Here is an 18,851-nt window from a genome sequence, read left to right on the forward strand (position 1 = left end):
GACAGAAAAGTTCGGAGCGCGGTAGCGTCACCGCTGAACCACGTAGTGCGTTACCCCGGGGGGCGACCCTCGGCCCCGAGAAGCTTGTACCACCATGGAGGTGAGGGTGTCCCAGATCGCAGGCGAGCCCGCGACCCAGGACTTCGTGGAAGTCCGGCTGCCGGCTGCGGGTGCCTACCTGTCGGTGCTGCGCACGGCCACGGCCGGTCTCGCCGCCCGCTTGGACTTCACCCTGGACGAGATCGAGGACCTGCGCATCGCGGTGGACGAGGCGTGCGCGATCCTGCTCCAGCAGGCCGTCCCCGGCTCGGTGCTCAGCTGTGTCTTCCGCCTCGTCGACGATTCACTGGAGGTCACGGTCTCCGCCCCGACCACGGACGGCCACGCCCCCTCGCGCGACACTTTCGCCTGGACCGTGCTCTCGGCCCTGGCGGGCAAGGTCTCGTCGGCCGTCGACGAGGACAAGACCGTGTCGATCAGCCTCTACAAACAGCGCGGCGCGGGACCCGGGCCGGCGTGAGGAACGGGGACGGGCCGGTGCGGGACGAAGAGCGCGGCACGCGGGAACTGCCGGCCGGGGGCGAAGGCCCCGAGGCCGGCTCCCGCCGCATGGCTGACGGCATCGACGGCATCCCTGAACAGGCCAGGCCGCATCCGGAGGAGCCCTCCGCGCAGCCCGGTCCGGACGGAGCCGTACAGAGCGCGCCCCCGGAAGGGCGGAACGGGGTCGCGGCCCCGGACCGGGCAGGGGCGAAGGCTCGCGGAAGGGCGACGGGCGGGACGATGAGCGAGCACGAGCGATACGCCGAGGACGAGGCGCTGGCCGCGGAGGTAGTGCACGCGACCCAGCACGAACCTCAGGACCGCAGCGGGGCGCGCGCCAAGTTCGTCGAACTGCGCGCCCTCAAGGAGGGCAGCGCCGAGTACGCGGAGCTGCGCAACCAGCTGGTCCGGATGCATCTGCCGCTCGTGGAGCACCTCGCACGCCGGTTCCGCAACCGGGGCGAGCCGCTGGACGACCTCACCCAGGTCGCCACCATCGGCCTGATCAAGTCGGTCGACCGGTTCGACCCGGACCGGGGGGTGGAGTTCTCCACGTACGCCACCCCCACCGTGGTCGGCGAGATCAAGCGCCACTTCCGCGACAAGGGCTGGGCGGTCCGCGTCCCGCGCCGCCTCCAGGAGCTGCGCCTCGCGCTCACCACGGCCACCGCCGAGCTGTCCCAGCAGCACGGCCGCTCCCCCACGGTCCACGAACTGGCCGAGAAGCTGGCGATCTCGGAGGAGGAGGTCCTGGAGGGCCTGGAATCGGCCAACGCCTACTCCACGCTGTCCCTGGACGTCCCCGACACCGACGACGAGTCACCGGCGGTCGCCGACACCCTCGGCGCGGAGGACGAGGCACTGGAGGGCGTCGAGTACCGCGAGTCCCTCAAGCCACTCCTGGAAGACCTCCCGCCCCGAGAGAAGCGGATCCTTCTCCTCCGCTTCTTCGGCAACATGACCCAGTCCCAGATCGCTCAGGAGGTCGGCATCTCCCAGATGCACGTCTCGCGACTGCTGGCGAGGACCCTGGCTCAGCTGCGGGAGAAGCTGCTGGTGGAGGAGTAGGCCGTCACGCCGCCCCGCACCGGAGCGCCCCGCCGGGGGTGCCCCGGCCGAAGGCCGGGGAGGAACCGCGCGACCAGCCCCTGCCCGCCCGCTGATCAGCTACTACGCCCGGGCCCCTTGATGCCGAGGGCCTGGGTGGTAGCCGAGTTCACCAGCAACACCAGCGAAGCGATCGCCACCACCGCCAGCACGATCCCCACCGGGATCGCCACACTGTCGGCTTGCAGCAGGTTGTACGCCACCGGCAGCGCCATGATCTGGGTGATCACCGCCGGCCCCCGGCTCCAGCTCTTCCGCAGCAGCAGCCCGCGCGCGGCGAGCAGCGGCAGCAGCGCCAGCACGATCACGGTGACGCCCCCGGTGACGGCCTGCCCCCGGTCGTCCGGTGACCCGGTGAGGCCCAGCACGAGCATCCACACTCCGCCGGCCACCAGCGCGAGCCCTTCCAGCCCGGCCAGCGCGGCGGCATACGTCAGCCGCCGCGGGCGGGGGCCGTCGGTCACGTCGGCCCTCTCGGCCGTAGGCGCATCACTCACCCCAGCAGGGTAGCCCTCGGCCGGCACCCCCAAGTGTCGAGGCTCACGCCCCTGTCTCTTACCGGATCCCTAACTCGGTCTGGGATCGGTACTTTCCAGTAGGTACGCTGCAATCCATGCGTGCACTCCTCGTGGTCAATCCGGCGGCAACCACCACAAGCGCACGTAGGCGCGACGTTCTGATCCACGCGCTCGCCAGCGAGGTGAAGCTGGAGGCGGTCACCACCGAGTACCGCGGTCACGCCCGCGACCTGGCACGGCAGGCGGCGGCGAGCGACGACATCGACCTCGTCGTGGCCCTGGGCGGCGACGGCACGGTCAACGAGGTGGTCAACGGCCTGCTGCACGACGGCCCCGACCCGGACCGGCTGCCCGGTCTCGCCGTGGTCCCCGGCGGATCCACCAACGTCTTCGCCCGGGCCCTCGGCCTGCCCAACGACCCGGTCGAGGCCACCGGCGACCTGCTGGACGCGCTGCGCGAGAAACGGGAGCGCCTGGTGGGCCTGGGGCTGACCGCCGGTACTCCCGGCACCGTGGACGAGGCGGTCCCGGCCCGCTGGTTCACCTTCAACGCGGGACTCGGCTTCGACGCCGGCGTGGTCGGCCGGGTCGAGCAGCAGCGCGAACTCGGCAAGAAGTCGACACACGCGCTGTACGTACGGCAGGTGGTCCGGCAGTTCTTCGGCGAACAGCACCGCCGGCACGGCGCGATCACCCTCGAGCGGCCCGGTCACGACCCGATCAACGATCTGGTCGTGGCGATAGTCTCGAACACGTCGCCCTGGACGTATCTCGGCAATCGCCCGATGTACACGTCACCTAAGGCCTCGTTCGATAAGGGCATCGACGTACTCGGTCTCAGCCGCCTGTCGTCCGCCGCGGTTGCCCGGTATGGCACGCAGTTGCTCACTTCGTCCCCCGAGCGCGGACCCCATGGCAAGCATGCGGTGTCGTTGCACGACCTGGACCAGTTCACCTTGCATTCGAAGGTGCCCCTCCCCCTCCAGATGGACGGCGACCACCTAGGACTGCGTACGAGCGTGACGTTCACAGGCGTACGCCGCGCACTGCGTGTGATTGTGTGAGCGGAACGGGCTAAAGTCCTTTCACTCGAACGTTTAGGCCAGGATCCACCCCATGGAAGTACGGCTGTGACCCAGTCGACACCGAGGAATCAAAAAAAACTTTCCGGAAGGGGTTGTATCCGCCGCTGAGGTTTGCGAGGCTCTACGTGGCGGTCGGGACAGCCCGCAACATCGGCATCCACTGACCACCGGAATCCCCCTTCAACTCACAGGACCCCTGCCGGGAACCTGGCAGTCGGCCCTTCACTTGTTGAGGGATTCGTGAAAGCGTTCACATTCACAAGCACTGAGCATGTAATACCAAGGAGAGGTAGCAGCCATGGACTGGCGTCACAACGCCGTTTGCCGCGAGGAAGACCCCGAGCTCTTCTTCCCCATCGGCAACACTGGTCCTGCGCTGCTGCAGATCGAGGAAGCCAAGGCCGTCTGCCGTCGCTGTCCTGTTATGGACCAGTGTCTGCAGTGGGCGCTCGAGTCCGGCCAGGACTCCGGCGTCTGGGGTGGCCTCAGCGAGGACGAGCGTCGCGCGATGAAGCGCCGTGCCGCCCGCAACCGGGCCCGTCAGGCCTCCGCCTGACCCGACCCACCCCGCTAGCCTGAGCTTGGCGGCGCGTACAGCGAGTACGCATCTCCCGCCCCCGAGCCGCAGCGCGCAGTACCCCCGATGCGCTCAAGAGCAGCAACGAGCGAGCAGCCCCGGACCCACCAGGTCCGGGGCTCTTTGCTGTGCCCGGACCTTCGTGCCCGAACGGCCCGTCGGCGCGCCCTACTTCTGCGGGCGGACCGGCACGTCCAGGATCACGCGCGTTCCCCGCTCGGGCGCCGGCACCATGTCGAACGTTCCGCCCAACTCGCCCTCGACCAGCGTTCGTACGATCTGGAGACCGAGGTTCCCGGAGCGGTGCGGGTCGAAGCCCTCGGGCAGGCCCACCCCGTCGTCCTGAACGGTGACCAGCAGCCGGGCCTCCTTGGTGGTGCCACCGCGCACCGCCGTCACCTCGACCATGCCCGTGTCGCCCTCCCGGAAGCCGTGTTCCAGGGCGTTCTGAAGGATCTCGGTGAGAACCATCGACAGCGGGGTGGCGACCTCGGCGTCGAGTATCCCGAAGCGGCCGGTGCGGCGGCCCGCGACCTTGCCCGGTGAGATCTCGGCGACCATCGCCAGCACCCGGTCGGCGATCTCGTCGAACTCCACCCGCTCGTCCAGGTTCTGAGACAGCGTCTCATGCACGATCGCGATCGAACCGACCCGCCGTACGGCCTCCTCCAGGGCCTCCCGGCCGCGCTCCGACTCGATGCGCCGGGCCTGGAGCCGCAGCAGGGCCGCGACCGTCTGGAGGTTGTTCTTCACCCGGTGGTGGATCTCCCGGATGGTCGCGTCCTTGGTGATCAACTCCCGCTCACGGCGCCGCAGTTCCGTGACGTCCCGGAGCAGGACCAGCGAACCGATGCGGGTGCCCTTGGGCTTGAGCGGGATCGCCCGGAACTGGATCACCCCGTCCTCGGACTCGATCTCGAACTCGCGCGGCGCCCAGCCACTGGCGACCTTGGCGAGCGCCTCGTCCACCGGGCCCTTGGTCGGGGCGAGTTCGGCCGTGGTCTGGCCCAGGTGATGGCCGAGCAGGTCGGCGGCGAGCCCGAGGCGGTGGTACGCGGAGAGCGCGTTCGGGGAGGCGTACTGGACGACACCGTCCGCGTCCACCCGGATCAGGCCGTCGCCGACGCGCGGGGAGGCGTCCATGTCGACCTGCTGGTTGGCGAAGGGAAACGATCCGGCGGCGATCATCTGCGCCAGGTCCGAGGCGCTCTGGAGGTATGTCAGCTCAAGACGGCTCGGGGTGCGCACGGTCAGCAGGTTGGTGTTGCGGGCGATCACTCCGAGGACCCGGCCCTCGCGCCGCACCGGGATGGACTCGACCCGTACGGGGACCTCTTCACGCCACTCCGGGTCGCCCTCGCGGACGATCCGGCCCTCGTCCAGGGCGATGTCCAGCATGGGGCGCCGGCCGCGCGGGACCAGGTGGCCGACCATGTCGTCCTGGTAGGAGGTGGGGCCGGTGTTCGGGCGCATCTGCGCCACCGAGACGTACCGGGTGCCGTCCCGGGTGGGGACCCACAGGACCAGGTCGGCGAAGGAGAGGTCGGAGAGCAGCTGCCACTCCGAGACCAGCAGGTGGAGCCACTCGAGGTCGGAGTCGTCGAGGGCGGTGTGCTGGCGGACCAGTTCGTTCATGGAGGGCACGTCTGCGAGCGTACCCGCGGGTCTGTGCGTGGCCTAAAAACACCCGCGGGCCGCGGCGCCTGGGAGGGACCCTCAACCCTCCCGGCACCGCAGCCCGGAGCAGCAACGGCCGTGGGGTGTGCGGTCCCGGTCGGCCGAAGGTGAGGATCCGGGGCAGTCAGGGCAGAGAGCACCGGTTCCTCGGTCCGTCCTCCTGTGCGGGGAGGACGGAAGCGTTCGACTGTGCCGTACGGACCCGCCGTACCGCTTCAGCCCATGCACGCAATTGTGGACTAGACCACGGTGTGTGTCCATGCGTTGGAAGCTGTTCACAGTTGATGCGATCGCAGCCTAGCCCGCCGGGGTCGGCCGTGGGGACGGATGACCGAGGCAGTTTTCCACGCTGCGAAGTTTTTCCGCAATTCACCCCGTCTGATGTATTCACGTAACCTCGGCCCGGTCGCCTTTTCCCTGCGCCCGACCCGCGGCGACAGGGGCTGGTTCTGTTAGATTGGTCCCACTAGATTGGTCTAAACCACATAGACCCCGCAGACCCTCCAGCCCTCTTCAGAACGGCAGGCCCAGCGTGGAAGTTGTCATCGTTCCGGACGCCGCGGCGGGTGGCGAGCTGATCGCCGAGGCCATGGCGCGGCTGCTGCGGCGCAGACCGGACGCGCTGCTCGGGGTGGCCACCGGCTCGACCCCGCTGCCCGTCTACCAGGCCCTCACCGCCAAGGTCCGCGCCGGCGCCGTGGACACCTCCCGGGCCCGGATAGCCCAGCTCGACGAGTACGTGGGCCTGCCCGCCGAGCACCCCGAGTCCTACCGCTCGGTGCTGCGACGCGAGGTGCTGGAACCCCTCGGCATCGCCATGGACGCCTTCCTCGGACCCGACGGCACCGCCACCGACGTCCAGGCCGCCTGCGACGCCTACGACACCGCACTCGCCCAGGCCGGCGGCGTCGACCTCCAGCTCCTCGGCATCGGCACCGACGGACACATCGGCTTCAACGAACCCTGCTCCTCACTGGCCTCCCGGACCCGGATCAAGACCCTCACCGAACAGACCCGCGTCGACAACGCCCGCTTCTTCGACGCAGACGTCGAACAGGTCCCCCACCACGTCATCACCCAGGGCATCGGAACCATCCTGGAAGCCCGGCACCTGGTACTCCTCGCGACCGGCGAGGGCAAGGCCGACGCGGTCGCCGCGACCGTCGAAGGACCGGTCGCCGCGGTGTGCCCCGCCTCCGCCCTCCAGCTCCACCGGCACGCCACCGTGGTCGTCGACGAAGCCGCCGCCTCCAAGCTGAAACACGCGGACTACTTCCGGTACACCTTCGCCAACAAGCCGGAGTGGCAGGGGATCTAGCGTCGGGCGTCGGGTGCAGGTGCGTGGGGGTCGCTCGCGCAGTTCCTCGCGCCCCCGAGGGGCGCGGCACCTACCGGGGTGCGAGGAGTTCCGCCGCTGCCTGGCCGCACACCCTTGCCGCTCCGTGGGTGGCTATGTGGAGGGCGCCCCTCGGCGGGGCCTGGGGGACGCCCATCTCCACCACGATCGTGTCCGGGCGGGCCTCGAGCAGGACGTCCAGGGCCCGGCTCATCCACGGGTGGCGGTGTTCGTCGCGCACCACCGCGACGATACGGCGGTCCCCCGCCGCCACGAGCGCCGCGTGACCCGCGTCCTCGCCCGCGAAGGTGCCGGTCTCGGTGCCGGGCAGCAGGCGGGTCAGTTCCGCCGCCACTCCCCAGGGGGTCTCCGTGCCCACCGCGATGTTGGCCACCGGGGCGAGGGAGGCGACGAAGGGGGGCGCGGTCAGCGGGGCGGCGGAGTCGACGCGCGTCACATGAAGCGCGCGGCGGGCCGCGACCAGGCCGATGTCCGCGAGCGCGGGGTCCACCGGCGCCGGTCGTGTCGTCGCGGTCCAGCGGGCCAGTGACCGTACCCGCTGAGCCGCGTCGGCCAGGCGCTCCTCCGGCAGTTCCCCGGAGCGGACCGCGGCGACCAGGGCGTCGCGGAGCCGGCGTACCGTCCCCTCGTCCGACAGGCCGCCGCCCACGCAGATCGCGTCGGCCCCGGCGGCGATGGCCAGGACGCTGCCGTGTTCGATGCCGTAGGTCGCGGAGATGGCCTGCATCTCCATGCCGTCGGTGACGATCAGGCCGTCGTAGCCGAGTTCGCCGCGCAGCAGGTCGGTGAGGATCGTGCGGGACAGCGTCGCCGGGCGGGCCGGGTCCAGCGCGGGGACCAGGATGTGGGCGCTCATGACGGCACGGGTGCCGGCGGCGATGGCCGCGCGGAACGGGACCAGCTCGCGGGCGTGCAGGACGTCGGCGGTCACGTCGATGCGGGGCATGGCGTGGTGGGAGTCGACGGCGGTGTCGCCGTGGCCCGGGAAGTGCTTGGTGCAGGCCGCCACCCCGGCCGCCTGGAGGCCGGTGACGTAGGCGGCCGTATGGCGGGCGACCAGGTCCTGGTCGGCGCCGAAGGAGCGGACGCCGATGACCGGGTTGGCCGGGTCGGAGTTGACGTCGGCGGACGGGGCCCAGTCGAAGTTCACCCCGCAGGCGGCCAGCCGCCGGCCCAGTTCGAGGGCGACCTGGCGGGTCAGTTCCGGGTCGTCGACGGCGCCGAGGGCGTGGTTGCCGGGGAAGGAGGAACCGGTGCGCACCTCCAGGCGGGTGACGTCACCGGCCTCCTCGTCGATCGCCACCAGGACGTCGTCCCGTTCGGCCCGCAACTGGGCGGTGAGTGCCGCGAGCTGCTCGGCCGAGACGATGTTGCGGCCGAACAGGCCGACGGAGGCGAGGCCTTCGCCGAGGCGGCGGAGCAGCCAGTCGGGTGCGGTGGTGCCGGTGAAGCCGGGCTGGAGGACGGTCAGCGCGTCGCGCGTGATTGTGTCCGTACCGCTGGCGAATGTCGTCATCGGATGGGGTTATCCCTTCACGGCGCCCGCGGTGAGGCCCGCGGCCATCTTGCGCTGGACGAGGAGGAACAGGACGACGATCGGCACGGCCATCATGGTGGAGCCGGCCATCATCGGGGCGTATTCGGTGCCGTGCTTGGTGGTGAAGTTGGCGAGCCAGACGGTCGCGGTCTGGTGCTCCTGGCTGAGCAGCATCAGGGCGTACAGGTACTCGTTCCAGGCCTGGATGAAGGCGTAGACCGAGGTGGCGACCATGCCGGGCGCGAGGAGCGGGAACACCACGCGGATGAAGGCGCCGGTGCGGGAGCAGCCGTCGACCATGGCGGCCTCCTCCAGCTCCTTCGGGATGTTGACGATGAAGCCGCGCAGGGTCCACACCGTGAACGGCAGGATGAAGGTCAGGTACGTGATGATCAGGCCGCTGAGCTTGTCGTACTGGTCCAGGTCGTTGAGGAGCAGGAAGACCGGGATGATCATGGCGACGAGCGGGACCATCTGGACCGCGAGGATGCCGACGATCACGATCTTGCGGCCGCGGAAGGCGAACCGGGAGATGGCGAGGGCGGCGAGCAGGCCGATGACCATGCCGATCGCGACGACGGACAGCGAGACGATCAGGCTGCGGCCCACCGGGCCCCAGAAGTCGGCGATGTCCAGCGCGCGGCGGAAGTTGGCCAGGGTGATGCCCGTGGGCAGCAGGCTCGGGTCCGGGTCGATGGCGTCCTTCGCCGGCTTGAACGCCGTGTTCAGCATCCAGTAGACGGGGAAGCCCGCGGTGACGAAGACGAGCAGGCCGAGGATGTTCCAGCCCCAGCGTGAGCCCTTGCGGGCGGTGGCGACGGTGCTCATTCGACCTCTCCGATCTTCAGCATCTGGCGCATGTACACGGCGACGACACCGAGCAGGAGGAGCACGGTGAGCAGGGCGATCGCGGAGCCCTGTCCGTAGTCGTTGACCACGAAGGCGCGGTCGTAGGAGTAGGTGGTCAGCAGCTGGAACTCGGGTTCGGGGTGGCCGCCGCGCATCACGAAGACCTGCGGGAAGACACCCATGTCCCAGATCACCGAGAGCGTCGTGAGCATCACGATGATCGGCTTGAGGATGGGGAGGGTGACGTAGCGGAACACGCCCCAGGCACCGGCGCCGTCGAGGCGGGCCGCCTCCTCCAGTTCCTTGGGGACCTGGGTCAGACCGGCGCTGAGCGTGATGACCACGAAGGGCACGGCGCCCCAGACCACCAGGAGCATGATCACCGCCAGCCCCTCGGGTCCGCTGGCGAACCAGTTGTGGCCGATCATGTCGACCCCGGGAACCTTGCTGAGCAGGGCGTTGAGGATGCCGTAGTCGGAGTCGAAGAGCCACTTGAAGAGCGTGGTGGCGACGATGACCGGCATGCCCCAGCTGGCCACCAGCACGATGTTGACGAGGGTCTTCACCCAGCCGGAGACCTTCTGGAGCAGCAGCGCGACGAGCATGCCGACGACCATGGTGAAGACCACCGAGCCGACCGCGAAGACGATCGTGCGCAGCACCACCTGCCAGAACTCGGTGTCACCCAGGACCTGGGAGAAGTTCCCGAACCCGACCCAGTCGGCGGGCTTGAACCCCCACAGCTGGGACTGCCCGAACTCCTGGAAGGAGAGGGTGACCAGCCGGTAGAAGGGGTAGCCGAGGACGAGCGCGAGGATCGCCAGGCAGGGCGCGAGCAGCAGCCAGGGGACGGCGGGGCCGCCGGAACGCCGGTTCGCTGTTGGTCTCTTCGGGGACTCCGGTGGGGGTGCCGGCACCTTGGCGGGTGTGGTCGTGTCAACGGCACTCATCGCGCGCTCCTCAGCAGTTCAAGAAACGTCAGGTGACGCACCCCTCAGGCGCGGGGAACTGCGCGAACAACCCCCACGCGCCCGCAGCGGCCCCACCACCCGACGCGGCACTCTCTTCTGGAACCCACCGGCCGGACCCGTTCCCCCTGTTCCAGGCCCGGCCGCGGTCACCTACTTGGTGTTGATGACCTTGTCGATCGCGGCGTCCGCGGTCTTGGCGGCCGCCTCCACCGTCTGCTTGCCGGTGCCGATGTTCTGGAGCATGGTCTGGAGCACCTGGGCCTTCTCGACCTGGCCCCAGCCCGGCGCCATCGGCACGAACCAGTTGGACTCGGCCGCCTCGGCCGGCACCGCGGTCGCCGGGTCGTTCTTCAGCGTCGCGAGGTCGGTCTTGTTGTTGGGCAGGTTGCCCTTGGCCATCAGGCCCTTCTGGCCGGAGGGACCGGTGAACGCGTTGATCCACTCGGCGGCGACGGCCTGCGCCTTGGACTTCACCGGGATGGCGAGGTCGGAGCCGCCCAGGAAGACCGGCATGTTCTTGCCGGACGGGCCGGGCATCACGAAGTTGACGAGGTTGTCCTTCAGCTTGCCGCCGGTCTTGTCGTTCTTCGGGTCGGCCGCGGTCGCGCCCTCCCAGGCGGCACCGAAGATCATCGCCGACTTGCCCTGGCCGTAGACGATGTACCGGTCGGACTCGTCCTTGGTCTTGTCACCGTGCATGTACTTGTCGATGACGTTCTTGAACTCGGTGAGGCCCTTGATGGACTCCGGCGAGGAGAGGTTGCCCTTCCACTGGCCGCCGGACTCCGCGGCGATGGAGCCGCCGGCGTCGTAGACGAAGGACATGGCCGCGTACCAGTCGCGGGTCGGCTGGTACCAGGCGCTGAACTTGTCGCCTTCCTTCTTCTGGATCTTGTCCAGGTCGGCGGTCAGCTCGGTGTAGGTCTTCGGGGTGGTCTTGATGCCGGCCGAGGCGGCGATGTCCTTGCGCCAGTTGGCGACGCGGCCACCGGCGTAGTAGGGCACGCCGTAGGTCTTGCCGTCGTAGGTCACCGAGGCCTTGAGGCCGTCGAGCCACTGGTCGGAGCTCGTGAACTGGGAGGCGTCGACGGGGGCGAAGGCACCCTTCACCATGTAGCCGAGCATCTCGGTGTTGCCCATCTCGACCACGTCGGGGGCCTTGTCCGTGGCGAGGACGGCGTCCAGCTTGGTGTTCTTGTCCGGCCAGCCGTAGTACTCGTGCTTGATCTTGATGCCGGGGTGCTTCTTCTGCACGGCGGCGTCGGCGGCCTTCACCAGGTCGGGCCAGTTGTTCTGCGCGTCCACCGTGAGCCAGACGGTCAGCTCCTTGGCGTCCGAGCCCTGGGACTTGTTGTCGTCCTTGTTGTCACTGCCACACGCCGCGACGGAGAAGACCATGCCCGCGATACCAATCGCGGCTATCAGCTTGCGCTTCACGCCACCCTCCTCAGGGATGCCACAAACCCCCCTGCCTCCCCGCACGAGCGTTGGGCCGGGACCTGGACCAATGGTGTAGACCAGTGCGGGAAGCTTGGCCCAGACCACCAGGCCTGTCAAGGGTGGTCGAATGGGCTCCGACCAGCCGTTATGCGACCTACATATGCAAGAACCTTTAAGTAACAAGCCCTCGAAAACCCGACGCCCGGACGAGACAATTCCGGTAGACCACTCACGTGGTGGACTAGACCAGAAGGGCCCGCGACGGTATACAGAGGGGATCACGCAGCGTGCAGGGCGAATCCCGGTACGCTGCCGTGCCACGAGGCGAGCCGCATCAGGAGCCGGGAAGGCGGAGCATGAGCACCGACGTCAGCAGTGCGGAGAACGAGAGCGGGACAGCCGTCCGTACCGCGCGCGTGCCCAAGTACTACCGCCTGAAGAAGCACCTCCTCGAGATCACCGAGACCCAGGCGCCCGGCACCCCGGTCCCGCCCGAGCGCACCCTGGCCGCCGAGTTCGACACCTCCCGCACCACCGTCCGCCAGGCCCTCCAGGAACTGGTCGTCGAGGGCCGTCTGGAACGCATCCAGGGCAAGGGCACCTTCGTCGCCAAGCCGAAGGTGTCCCAGGCGCTCCAGCTCACCTCGTACACCGAGGACATGCGCGCCCAGGGCCTGGAACCGACGTCCCAGCTGCTGGACATCGGTTACATCACCGCCGACGACCGGCTGGCCGGCCTGCTCGACATAAGCGCGGGCGGCCGGGTGCTGCGCATCGAGCGGCTGCGTATGGCCAACGGCGAGCCGATGGCCATAGAGACCACCCACCTGAGCGCCAAGCGCTTCCCGGCGCTGCGCCGCTCCCTCGTCAAGTACACGTCCCTGTACACCGCCCTCGCGGAGGTGTACGACGTCCATCTCGCGGAGGCCGAGGAGACCATCGAGACCTCGCTGGCGACCCCCCGCGAGGCCGGCCTGCTCGGCACCGACGTGGGCCTGCCGATGCTGATGCTCTCCCGCCACTCCCTGGACCGCGACGGCCAGCCGGTGGAGTGGGTGCGCTCCGTCTACCGCGGCGACCGCTACAAGTTCGTGGCCCGCCTCAAGCGCCCACAGGACTGACGCGGACCGTCCTTCACGGAATCGACATACCGAGAGCCCGACTGCTACTTCCGCTGCGGTGACGCCGTGACCTAGATTGCCTGCGCATTACACAGGCGATCGGTGAGGGGACGGAGCCGCGGTATGTCGGATGTACCTGAAGTGAGGCAGTCGGTGGTGACACCCATACGCGTGGTCATCGCCGTCTGCCTCGTCGCGCCCTTCGTGGCGATGCTGTGGGTGGGCTCCTACGCCAGGACGGACCCGACGTTCATCGGGATCCCGTTCTTCTACTGGTACCAGATGCTGTGGGTGCTGATCTCCACCGCGCTCACCATGACCGCGTACCAGCTCTGGCAGCGCGACCAGCGCGCCCGCAAGGCCGACCACACGAGCGGGGGTGCGCAGCGGTGAAGGACGGCGTGAACGGCGTCGCGCTCGGCGTCTTCATCTTCTTCTTCCTGGCCGTCACGGTCATGGGATTCCTGGCCGCGCGCTGGCGCAAGGCCGAGAACGAACACAGCCTCGACGAATGGGGCCTGGGCGGCCGGTCGTTCGGAACCTGGGTGACCTGGTTCCTGCTCGGCGGCGACCTCTACACGGCGTACACCTTCGTCGCCGTACCCGCGGCGATCTACGCGGCGGGCGCGGCCGGCTTCTTCGCCGTGCCGTACACGATCCTGGTCTACCCGCTGATCTTCACGTTCCTGCCGCGCCTGTGGTCGGTCTCCCACAAGCACGGCTACGTGACGACCTCGGACTTCGTACGCGGCCGGTTCGGCTCCAAGGGCCTCTCGCTCGCGGTCGCGCTGACCGGCATCCTGGCGACGATGCCCTACATCGCGCTCCAGCTCGTCGGCATCCAGGCGGTCCTCGACGTGATGGGCGTCGGCGGCGGCGACGGCACCAACTGGTTCGTGAAGGACCTGCCGTTGCTGATCGCCTTCGGCGTGCTGGCGGCCTACACCTACTCCTCCGGCCTGCGCGCCCCCGCCCTCATCGCGTTCGTGAAGGACGGGCTGATCTACCTCGTCATCGCGGTGGCGATCATCTACATCCCGATCAAGCTGGGCGGTTTCGACGACGTCTTCGCCAAGGCGGGCCACGCCTTCGCCCAGACCAACCCGGCGACCGGCAAACCGCGCGGCGCGCTGGCGCCACCGGAGGCGGGCCAGTGGACGTACGCCACGCTGGCGCTGGGCTCCGCGCTCGCCCTGTTCATGTACCCGCACTCGATCACCGCGACGCTCTCCTCCAGGAGCCGTGACGTGATCCGCCGCAACACCACGATCCTGCCGCTGTACTCGCTGATGCTGGGCCTGCTGGCCCTGCTCGGCTTCATGGCGATCGCGGCCGGCGTCAAGGTCACCAACGGCCAGCTGGCGATCCCGCAGCTGTTCGAGAACATGTTCCCGGACTGGTTCGCCGGCGTCGCCTTCGCGGCGATCGGCATCGGTGCCCTGGTCCCCGCGGCCATCATGTCCATCGCGGCCGCGAACCTCTTCACCCGCAACATCTACCGGGACTTCATCAAGCCGGACGCCACGCCGAAGCAGGAGGCCCAGGTCTCCAAGCTGGTGTCCCTGCTGGTGAAGGTCGGCGCGCTGGTCTTCGTCCTCACCATGGACAAGACGGTCGCCATCAACTTCCAGCTGCTGGGCGGCATCTGGATCCTGCAAACCTTCCCGGCGCTGGTCGGCGGCCTGTTCACCCGCTGGTTCCACCGCTGGGCCCTGCTCGCGGGCTGGGCGGTCGGCATGGTCTACGGCACGGCCGCGGCGTACGGGGTGGCCTCGCCCACCCAGAAGCACTTCGGCGGCTCGGCCAAGGAGATCCCGGGCATCGGCGAGATCGGTTACATCGGCCTCACGGCGTTCGTGCTGAACGTGGTGGTGACGGTGGTCCTCACCTTCGCCCTCAAGGCTCTCAAGGCCCCCGAGGGCATCGACGAGACCAACCCGGCGGACTACACGGCCGACGCGGGCGACCCCGGCGTGGAGGTGGAACTGCCGCCTGCCGTGGCAGGAAGCGCCCACTAGACCGGGCCCCGCAAGGGGCGCTGGGGGTACCCCCGGCCGAAGGCTGGGGGAGGAACTGCGCGAGCAACCCCTCACAACCCGCAGCGGGCCGCCGGTGACAAGTTCGACGGCGGCCCGCTCCTCGTATCCCACCGTACAGAGAACCTGACGCTCCGACACCTCCCCGACACAACATCTGGGGGTGACACGACAGCCTGGCACTAGATGTATGCTCATGCTCGCTGTCGCCGCAGGGGAATCCGGTGCGAATCCGGAACTGTCCCGCAACGGTGTACTTGTGCGCGTCTGCGCACGGGAGTCAGTCCGAGGACCTGCCGACAGCACGCCCGGCCACCCGGTCAGGGCGTCTGACGTCCGGGCCTCGTGGAGTGGGCCAGGGTCTCGACGCGCGCCCCCGCGCGCTCGCGCTGCCCGCTGCCCTCCGCCAGGCCCCGTGCCGAGCGAGGGAGAGCCCCACGTGACCATCGCGCCAGCCGATCCGGCTTCAGCGACCACGACCGCCGCGGAGACCGACGGTCCCGGAACGGCCCTGCTGCGGATCCTGACCGAGCTGACCGGGGACCTCCCCGACGCCGACCCCGGCCGGGTCGCCGCCGCCGCGCTGCGCGGCCGGTCCTCGCGTGAGGCCTCCGCCGAAATGATCGTGGAGCTGCGCGAGCTGGCCACCGAGGCCGCCGCCGGCCTGATCTCGGAGGACCCCGCCTACTCCCGGCTGGCCGCCCGCCTGCTCACCCTCACCATCCGCGCCGAGGCCGCCTCGCAGGGCGTCACGTCCTTCACCGGGTCCGTCGCCGTGGGCCACCGCGAGGGCCTCGTCGCCGACCGCACCGCCGAGTTCACGCGGCTGCACGCGGCGCGCCTGGACGCGCTCGTCGACCCGGCCGCCGACGACCGCTTCGGCTACTTCGGCCTGCGCACCCTGCACAGCCGCTACCTGCTCCGGCACCCGATCACCCGCAAGGTCATCGAGACCCCCCAGCACTTCATGCTCCGGGTGGCCGCAGGACTCGCCGAGGACGACACCGCCCGCGCGGTGGACGAGGTCGCCGCGCTCTACGGCCTGATGAGCCGCCTCGACTACCTCCCGTCCTCCCCCACCCTCTTCAACTCCGGTACCCGGCACCCCCAGATGTCGTCCTGCTACCTCCTCGACTCCCCGAAGGACGAGCTGGACTCGATCTACGACCGCTACCACCAGGTCGCCCGGCTCTCGAAGCACGCCGGCGGCATCGGACTCTCGTACTCCCGGATCCGCAGCCGCGGTTCGCTGATCCGCGGCACCAACGGGCACTCCAACGGCATCGTGCCGTTCCTGAAGACCCTGGACGCCTCGGTCGCCGCCGTGAACCAGGGCGGCCGGCGCAAGGGCGCGGCCGCGGTCTACCTGGAGACCTGGCACTCCGACATCGAGGAGTTCCTGGAGCTGCGCGACAACACCGGCGAGGACGCCCGGCGTACGCACAACCTGAACCTCGCGCACTGGATCCCGGACGAGTTCATGCGCCGGGTGAACGCCGACGAGCCGTGGTCCCTGTTCTCCCCCGCCGACGTGCCGGAGCTGGTGGACCTGTGGGGCGCGGAGTTCGACGCCGCCTACCGCAAGGCCGAGGCCGACGGGCTCGCGCGCAGGACCATCCCGGCCCGTGACCTGTACGGCCGGATGATGCGCACCCTCGCGCAGACCGGCAACGGCTGGATGACCTTCAAGGACGCGGCCAACCGCACCGCGAACCAGACGGCCACGCCCGGTCACGTCGTCCACTCCTCCAACCTCTGCACGGAGATCCTGGAGGTCACGGACGACGGTGAGACGGCGGTCTGCAACCTCGGCTCGGTGAACCTCGGCGCCTTCGTCGACACGACGGCCGGTGACATCGACTGGGAGCGGCTGGACGAGACCGTCCGTACCGCGGTCACCTTCCTGGACCGGGTCGTCGACATCAACTTCTACCCGACCGAGCAGGCGGGCCGCTCCAACGCCCGGTGGCGGCCGGTGGGCCTGGGCGCGATGGGCCTCCAGGACGTCTTCTTCAAGCTGCGGCTGCCTTTCGACTCCCCCGAGGCGAAGGCCCTCTCCACCCGGATCGCCGAGCGGATCATGCTCGCCGCGTACGAGGCCTCCGCCGACCTCGCCGAGCGCAACGGCCCGCTGCCGGCCTGGGAGAAGACCCGGACCGCGCGAGGTGTGCTGCACCCCGACCACTACGGCGTCGAGTTCGCCTGGCCGGAGCGCTGGGCGGCGCTGCGCGCGCGGATCGCCGTCTCCGGGCTGCGCAACAGCCTGCTCCTCGCCATCGCGCCCACCGCCACCATCGCGTCCATCGCCGGCGTGTACGAGTGCATCGAGCCGCAGGTCTCGAACCTCTTCAAGCGGGAGACGCTCTCCGGTGAGTTCCTCCAGGTCAACTCGTACCTGGTGCGGGAGCTCAAGGAGCTCGGCGTCTGGGACGCCAGGACCCGGGAGGCGCTGCGCGAGGCGAACGGCTCCGTGCAGGACTTCGTCTGGATCCCGGAGGACGTACGGCGGCTGTACCGCACGGCGTGGGAGATCCCGCAGCGCGGGCTGATCGACATGGCCGCGGCCCGCACCCCGTACCTGGACCAGGCCCAGTCCCTGAACCTGTTCCTGGAGACGCCGACCATCGGCAAGCTCTCCTCGATGTACGCGTACGCCTGGAAGTCCGGGCTGAAGACCACGTACTACCTGCGCTCGCGCCCGGCGACCCGTATCGCCCGCGCCGCCCGGGCCACCGTCCCCGTCCCCGTCCAGCAGGCGGCCCCGGAAGACGCCGTCGCCTGCTCCCTTGAGAACCCCGAGTCCTGCGAGGCCTGCCAGTGATGTCCAGCAAGAACCTTCTCGACCCCGGCTTCGAGCTCACGCTCCGTCCGATGCGCTACCCGGACTTCTACGAGCGCTACCGGGACGCCATCAAGAACACCTGGACCGTGGAGGAGGTCGACCTCCACTCCGACGTCGCCGACCTAGCGAAGCTCAGCCCGTCCGAGCAGCACCTCATCGGCCGGCTCGTCGCCTTCTTCGCGACCGGCGACTCGATCGTGGCGAACAACCTGGTGCTCACGCTCTACAAGCACATCAACTCCCCCGAGGCACGCCTCTACCTGAGCCGGCAGCTGTTCGAGGAGGCCGTGCACGTCCAGTTCTACCTGACGCTCCTGGACACCTACCTTCCCGACCCGGAGGACCGCGCCGCCGCCTTCGCGGCGGTCGAGAACATCCCCTCCATCCGGGAGAAGGCCGAGTTCTGTTTCAGGTGGATGGACTCGGTGGAGCACCTGGACCGCCTGGAGTCCCAGGCCGACCGCCGCCGCTTCCTGCTCAACCTGATCTGCTTCGCCGCGTGCATCGAGGGCCTGTTCTTCTACGGCGCCTTCGCGTACGTCTACTGGTTCCGCAGCCGGGGTCTGCTGCACGGTCTCGCCACGGGCACCAACTGGGTGTTCCGTGACGAGACGATGCACATGAGCTTCGCGTTCGACGTGGTCGACACGGTCCGCAAGGAGGAGCCGGAGCTGTTCGACGACGAACTCCGGCAGCAGGTCACCGACATGCTGCGGGAGGCCGTCGAGGCGGAGCTACAGTTCGCCCGTGACCTGTGCGGTGACGGCCTGCCGGGCATGAACACCGACTCGATGCGGCAGTACCTGGAGTGCGTCGCCGACCAGCGGCTCGGCCGCCTCGGCTTCGCCCCCGTGTACGGCTCGGAGAACCCGTTCTCCTTCATGGAGCTCCAGGGTGTTCAGGAGCTGACGAACTTCTTCGAGCGCCGTCCGTCCGCGTACCAGGTGGCGGTGGAGGGCACCGTCGACCTGGACGAGGACTTCTGAGCCTGCTGGGTCCGGCTCTCCCCGCGGTCCTCGTGGGCCTCCCTGATCTGCCGGTCGATGCGCCTGTCGCGCAGGACGCCGAGCACGGACGGGAGGGCCATGAGGACCAGGATGCCGAGGACCAGGACCATTCCGACGAGACCTTCGATCTGGTTTCCGTTCATGGACACCACTGTCGCGCCTGAGACTCCTTACCGTGAGTGGC

The 18,851-nt window shown here is 69.2% G+C and carries 17 protein-coding genes and 1 riboswitch; of the genes, 10 read left to right on the top strand and 7 right to left on the bottom strand.

Going from position 1 to position 18,851, the window contains the following annotated elements:
* The first annotated feature begins 106 nt into the window (after nt 1–106).
* Together AAW13_RS19710 and AAW13_RS19715 are read left to right on the top strand one after the other, a co-directional pair.
* Entirely contained in the window at nt 107–520 is a 414-nt protein-coding gene (locus AAW13_RS19710) for an ATP-binding protein (protein WP_004925829.1), read from the top strand.
* Between the two features lie 17 nt (nt 521–537).
* Nucleotides 538–1,611, top strand: coding sequence for an RNA polymerase sigma factor SigF (locus tag AAW13_RS19715; RefSeq protein ID WP_420855476.1), 1,074 nt, complete (start codon nt 538–540; stop codon nt 1,609–1,611).
* Between the two features lie 95 nt (nt 1,612–1,706).
* Here the strand turns inward: AAW13_RS19715 and AAW13_RS19720 are convergent, their stop codons facing one another.
* Complete coding sequence (locus AAW13_RS19720; protein WP_046731165.1) at nt 1,707–2,147, bottom strand: hypothetical protein; 441 nt, start codon at nt 2,145–2,147, stop codon at nt 1,707–1,709.
* 116 nt (nt 2,148–2,263) lie between these two features.
* On the opposite strand from AAW13_RS19720, the gene AAW13_RS19725 reads away from it, so the two are divergent.
* Nucleotides 2,264–3,232 carry a diacylglycerol/lipid kinase family protein gene (locus AAW13_RS19725; RefSeq protein ID WP_046731164.1) on the top strand — a complete coding sequence of 323 codons (969 nt, stop codon included), beginning with the start codon at nt 2,264–2,266 and terminating at the stop codon, nt 3,230–3,232.
* 319 nt (nt 3,233–3,551) lie between these two features.
* Nucleotides 3,552–3,809, top strand: coding sequence for a WhiB family transcriptional regulator (locus tag AAW13_RS19730; protein WP_006142322.1), 258 nt, complete (start codon nt 3,552–3,554; stop codon nt 3,807–3,809).
* Between the two features lie 189 nt (nt 3,810–3,998).
* Here the strand turns inward: AAW13_RS19730 and AAW13_RS19735 are convergent, their stop codons facing one another.
* Complete coding sequence (locus AAW13_RS19735) at nt 3,999–5,465, bottom strand: sensor histidine kinase (protein WP_046731163.1); 1,467 nt, start codon at nt 5,463–5,465, stop codon at nt 3,999–4,001.
* Between the two features lie 574 nt (nt 5,466–6,039).
* Between AAW13_RS19735 and nagB the strand changes: the two genes are divergently transcribed.
* Nucleotides 6,040–6,825 (top strand): glucosamine-6-phosphate deaminase, encoded by a 786-nt coding sequence (gene nagB / locus AAW13_RS19740; RefSeq protein WP_046731162.1) that lies wholly within the window; start codon nt 6,040–6,042, stop codon nt 6,823–6,825.
* A 70-nt stretch (nt 6,826–6,895) separates the two neighbouring features.
* On the opposite strand, the gene AAW13_RS19745 is transcribed toward nagB, so the two are convergent.
* The 4 genes from AAW13_RS19745 to AAW13_RS19760 all read right to left on the bottom strand — a co-directional run bounded on the left by AAW13_RS19745 (nt 6,896) and on the right by AAW13_RS19760 (nt 11,658).
* Complete coding sequence (locus AAW13_RS19745) at nt 6,896–8,380, bottom strand: glycoside hydrolase family 3 protein (protein ID WP_046731161.1); 1,485 nt, start codon at nt 8,378–8,380, stop codon at nt 6,896–6,898.
* Between the two features lie 9 nt (nt 8,381–8,389).
* Entirely contained in the window at nt 8,390–9,229 is an 840-nt protein-coding gene (locus AAW13_RS19750) for a carbohydrate ABC transporter permease (RefSeq protein ID WP_046731160.1), read from the bottom strand.
* Nucleotides 9,226–10,200 (bottom strand): carbohydrate ABC transporter permease, encoded by a 975-nt coding sequence (locus AAW13_RS19755; protein WP_046731159.1) that lies wholly within the window; start codon nt 10,198–10,200, stop codon nt 9,226–9,228. The genes AAW13_RS19750 and AAW13_RS19755 overlap by 4 nt, the downstream gene beginning before the upstream one ends.
* A gap of 171 nt (nt 10,201–10,371) precedes the next feature.
* A complete protein-coding gene (locus tag AAW13_RS19760; RefSeq protein ID WP_046731158.1) occupies nt 10,372–11,658 on the bottom strand; it encodes an extracellular solute-binding protein in 1,287 nt (428 codons plus the stop codon).
* A gap of 359 nt (nt 11,659–12,017) precedes the next feature.
* Between AAW13_RS19760 and AAW13_RS19765 the strand changes: the two genes are divergently transcribed.
* The 5 genes from AAW13_RS19765 to AAW13_RS19785 all read left to right on the top strand — a co-directional run bounded on the left by AAW13_RS19765 (nt 12,018) and on the right by AAW13_RS19785 (nt 18,646).
* The gene (locus AAW13_RS19765) at nt 12,018–12,782 is read left to right on the top strand and encodes a GntR family transcriptional regulator (RefSeq protein WP_046731157.1); all 765 of its coding nucleotides are present in this window, start codon (nt 12,018–12,020) and stop codon (nt 12,780–12,782) included.
* 123 nt (nt 12,783–12,905) lie between these two features.
* On the top strand, nt 12,906–13,175 hold the full coding sequence (locus AAW13_RS19770) for a DUF3311 domain-containing protein (protein ID WP_206306242.1): 270 nt from the start codon (nt 12,906–12,908) through the stop codon (nt 13,173–13,175).
* A complete protein-coding gene (mctP, locus tag AAW13_RS19775; RefSeq protein WP_046731156.1) occupies nt 13,172–14,800 on the top strand; it encodes a monocarboxylate uptake permease MctP in 1,629 nt (542 codons plus the stop codon). The genes AAW13_RS19770 and mctP overlap by 4 nt, the downstream gene beginning before the upstream one ends.
* Before the next feature lie 208 nt (nt 14,801–15,008).
* Nucleotides 15,009–15,133, top strand: a riboswitch (cobalamin riboswitch).
* A gap of 124 nt (nt 15,134–15,257) precedes the next feature.
* On the top strand, nt 15,258–17,639 hold the full coding sequence (locus AAW13_RS19780) for a ribonucleoside-diphosphate reductase subunit alpha (RefSeq protein ID WP_046731155.1): 2,382 nt from the start codon (nt 15,258–15,260) through the stop codon (nt 17,637–17,639).
* The gene (locus tag AAW13_RS19785) at nt 17,639–18,646 is read left to right on the top strand and encodes a ribonucleotide-diphosphate reductase subunit beta (RefSeq protein WP_046731154.1); all 1,008 of its coding nucleotides are present in this window, start codon (nt 17,639–17,641) and stop codon (nt 18,644–18,646) included. Before AAW13_RS19780 ends, AAW13_RS19785 begins: the two co-directional genes overlap by 1 nt.
* Here AAW13_RS19785 and AAW13_RS19790 read toward each other — a convergent pair.
* Entirely contained in the window at nt 18,559–18,810 is a 252-nt protein-coding gene (locus tag AAW13_RS19790; RefSeq protein ID WP_046731153.1) for a hypothetical protein, read from the bottom strand. The two genes, AAW13_RS19785 and AAW13_RS19790, sit on opposite strands and share 88 nt — an antisense overlap.
* Nucleotides 18,811–18,851 lie beyond the last annotated feature (41 nt).

The sequence above is a fragment of the Streptomyces humi genome, assembly GCF_001005085.2.
In the GTDB taxonomy this organism is placed as follows: Bacteria; Actinomycetota; Actinomycetes; order Streptomycetales; family Streptomycetaceae; genus Streptomyces; species Streptomyces humi.

Coding starts and splice junctions, on each gene's coding strand:
- AAW13_RS19770 (WP_206306242.1), top strand. CDS start 12,906: ATGTCGGATGTACCTGAAGTGAGGCAGTCGGTGGTGACACCCATACGC.
- AAW13_RS19755 (WP_046731159.1), bottom strand. CDS start 10,200: ATGAGTGCCGTTGACACGACCACACCCGCCAAGGTGCCGGCACCCCCA.
- AAW13_RS19765 (WP_046731157.1), top strand. CDS start 12,018: ATGAGCACCGACGTCAGCAGTGCGGAGAACGAGAGCGGGACAGCCGTC.
- AAW13_RS19790 (WP_046731153.1), bottom strand. CDS start 18,810: ATGAACGGAAACCAGATCGAAGGTCTCGTCGGAATGGTCCTGGTCCTC.
- AAW13_RS19785 (WP_046731154.1), top strand. CDS start 17,639: ATGTCCAGCAAGAACCTTCTCGACCCCGGCTTCGAGCTCACGCTCCGT.
- AAW13_RS19745 (WP_046731161.1), bottom strand. CDS start 8,380: ATGACGACATTCGCCAGCGGTACGGACACAATCACGCGCGACGCGCTG.
- AAW13_RS19735 (WP_046731163.1), bottom strand. CDS start 5,465: ATGAACGAACTGGTCCGCCAGCACACCGCCCTCGACGACTCCGACCTC.
- AAW13_RS19750 (WP_046731160.1), bottom strand. CDS start 9,229: ATGAGCACCGTCGCCACCGCCCGCAAGGGCTCACGCTGGGGCTGGAAC.
- AAW13_RS19730 (WP_006142322.1), top strand. CDS start 3,552: ATGGACTGGCGTCACAACGCCGTTTGCCGCGAGGAAGACCCCGAGCTC.
- AAW13_RS19725 (WP_046731164.1), top strand. CDS start 2,264: ATGCGTGCACTCCTCGTGGTCAATCCGGCGGCAACCACCACAAGCGCA.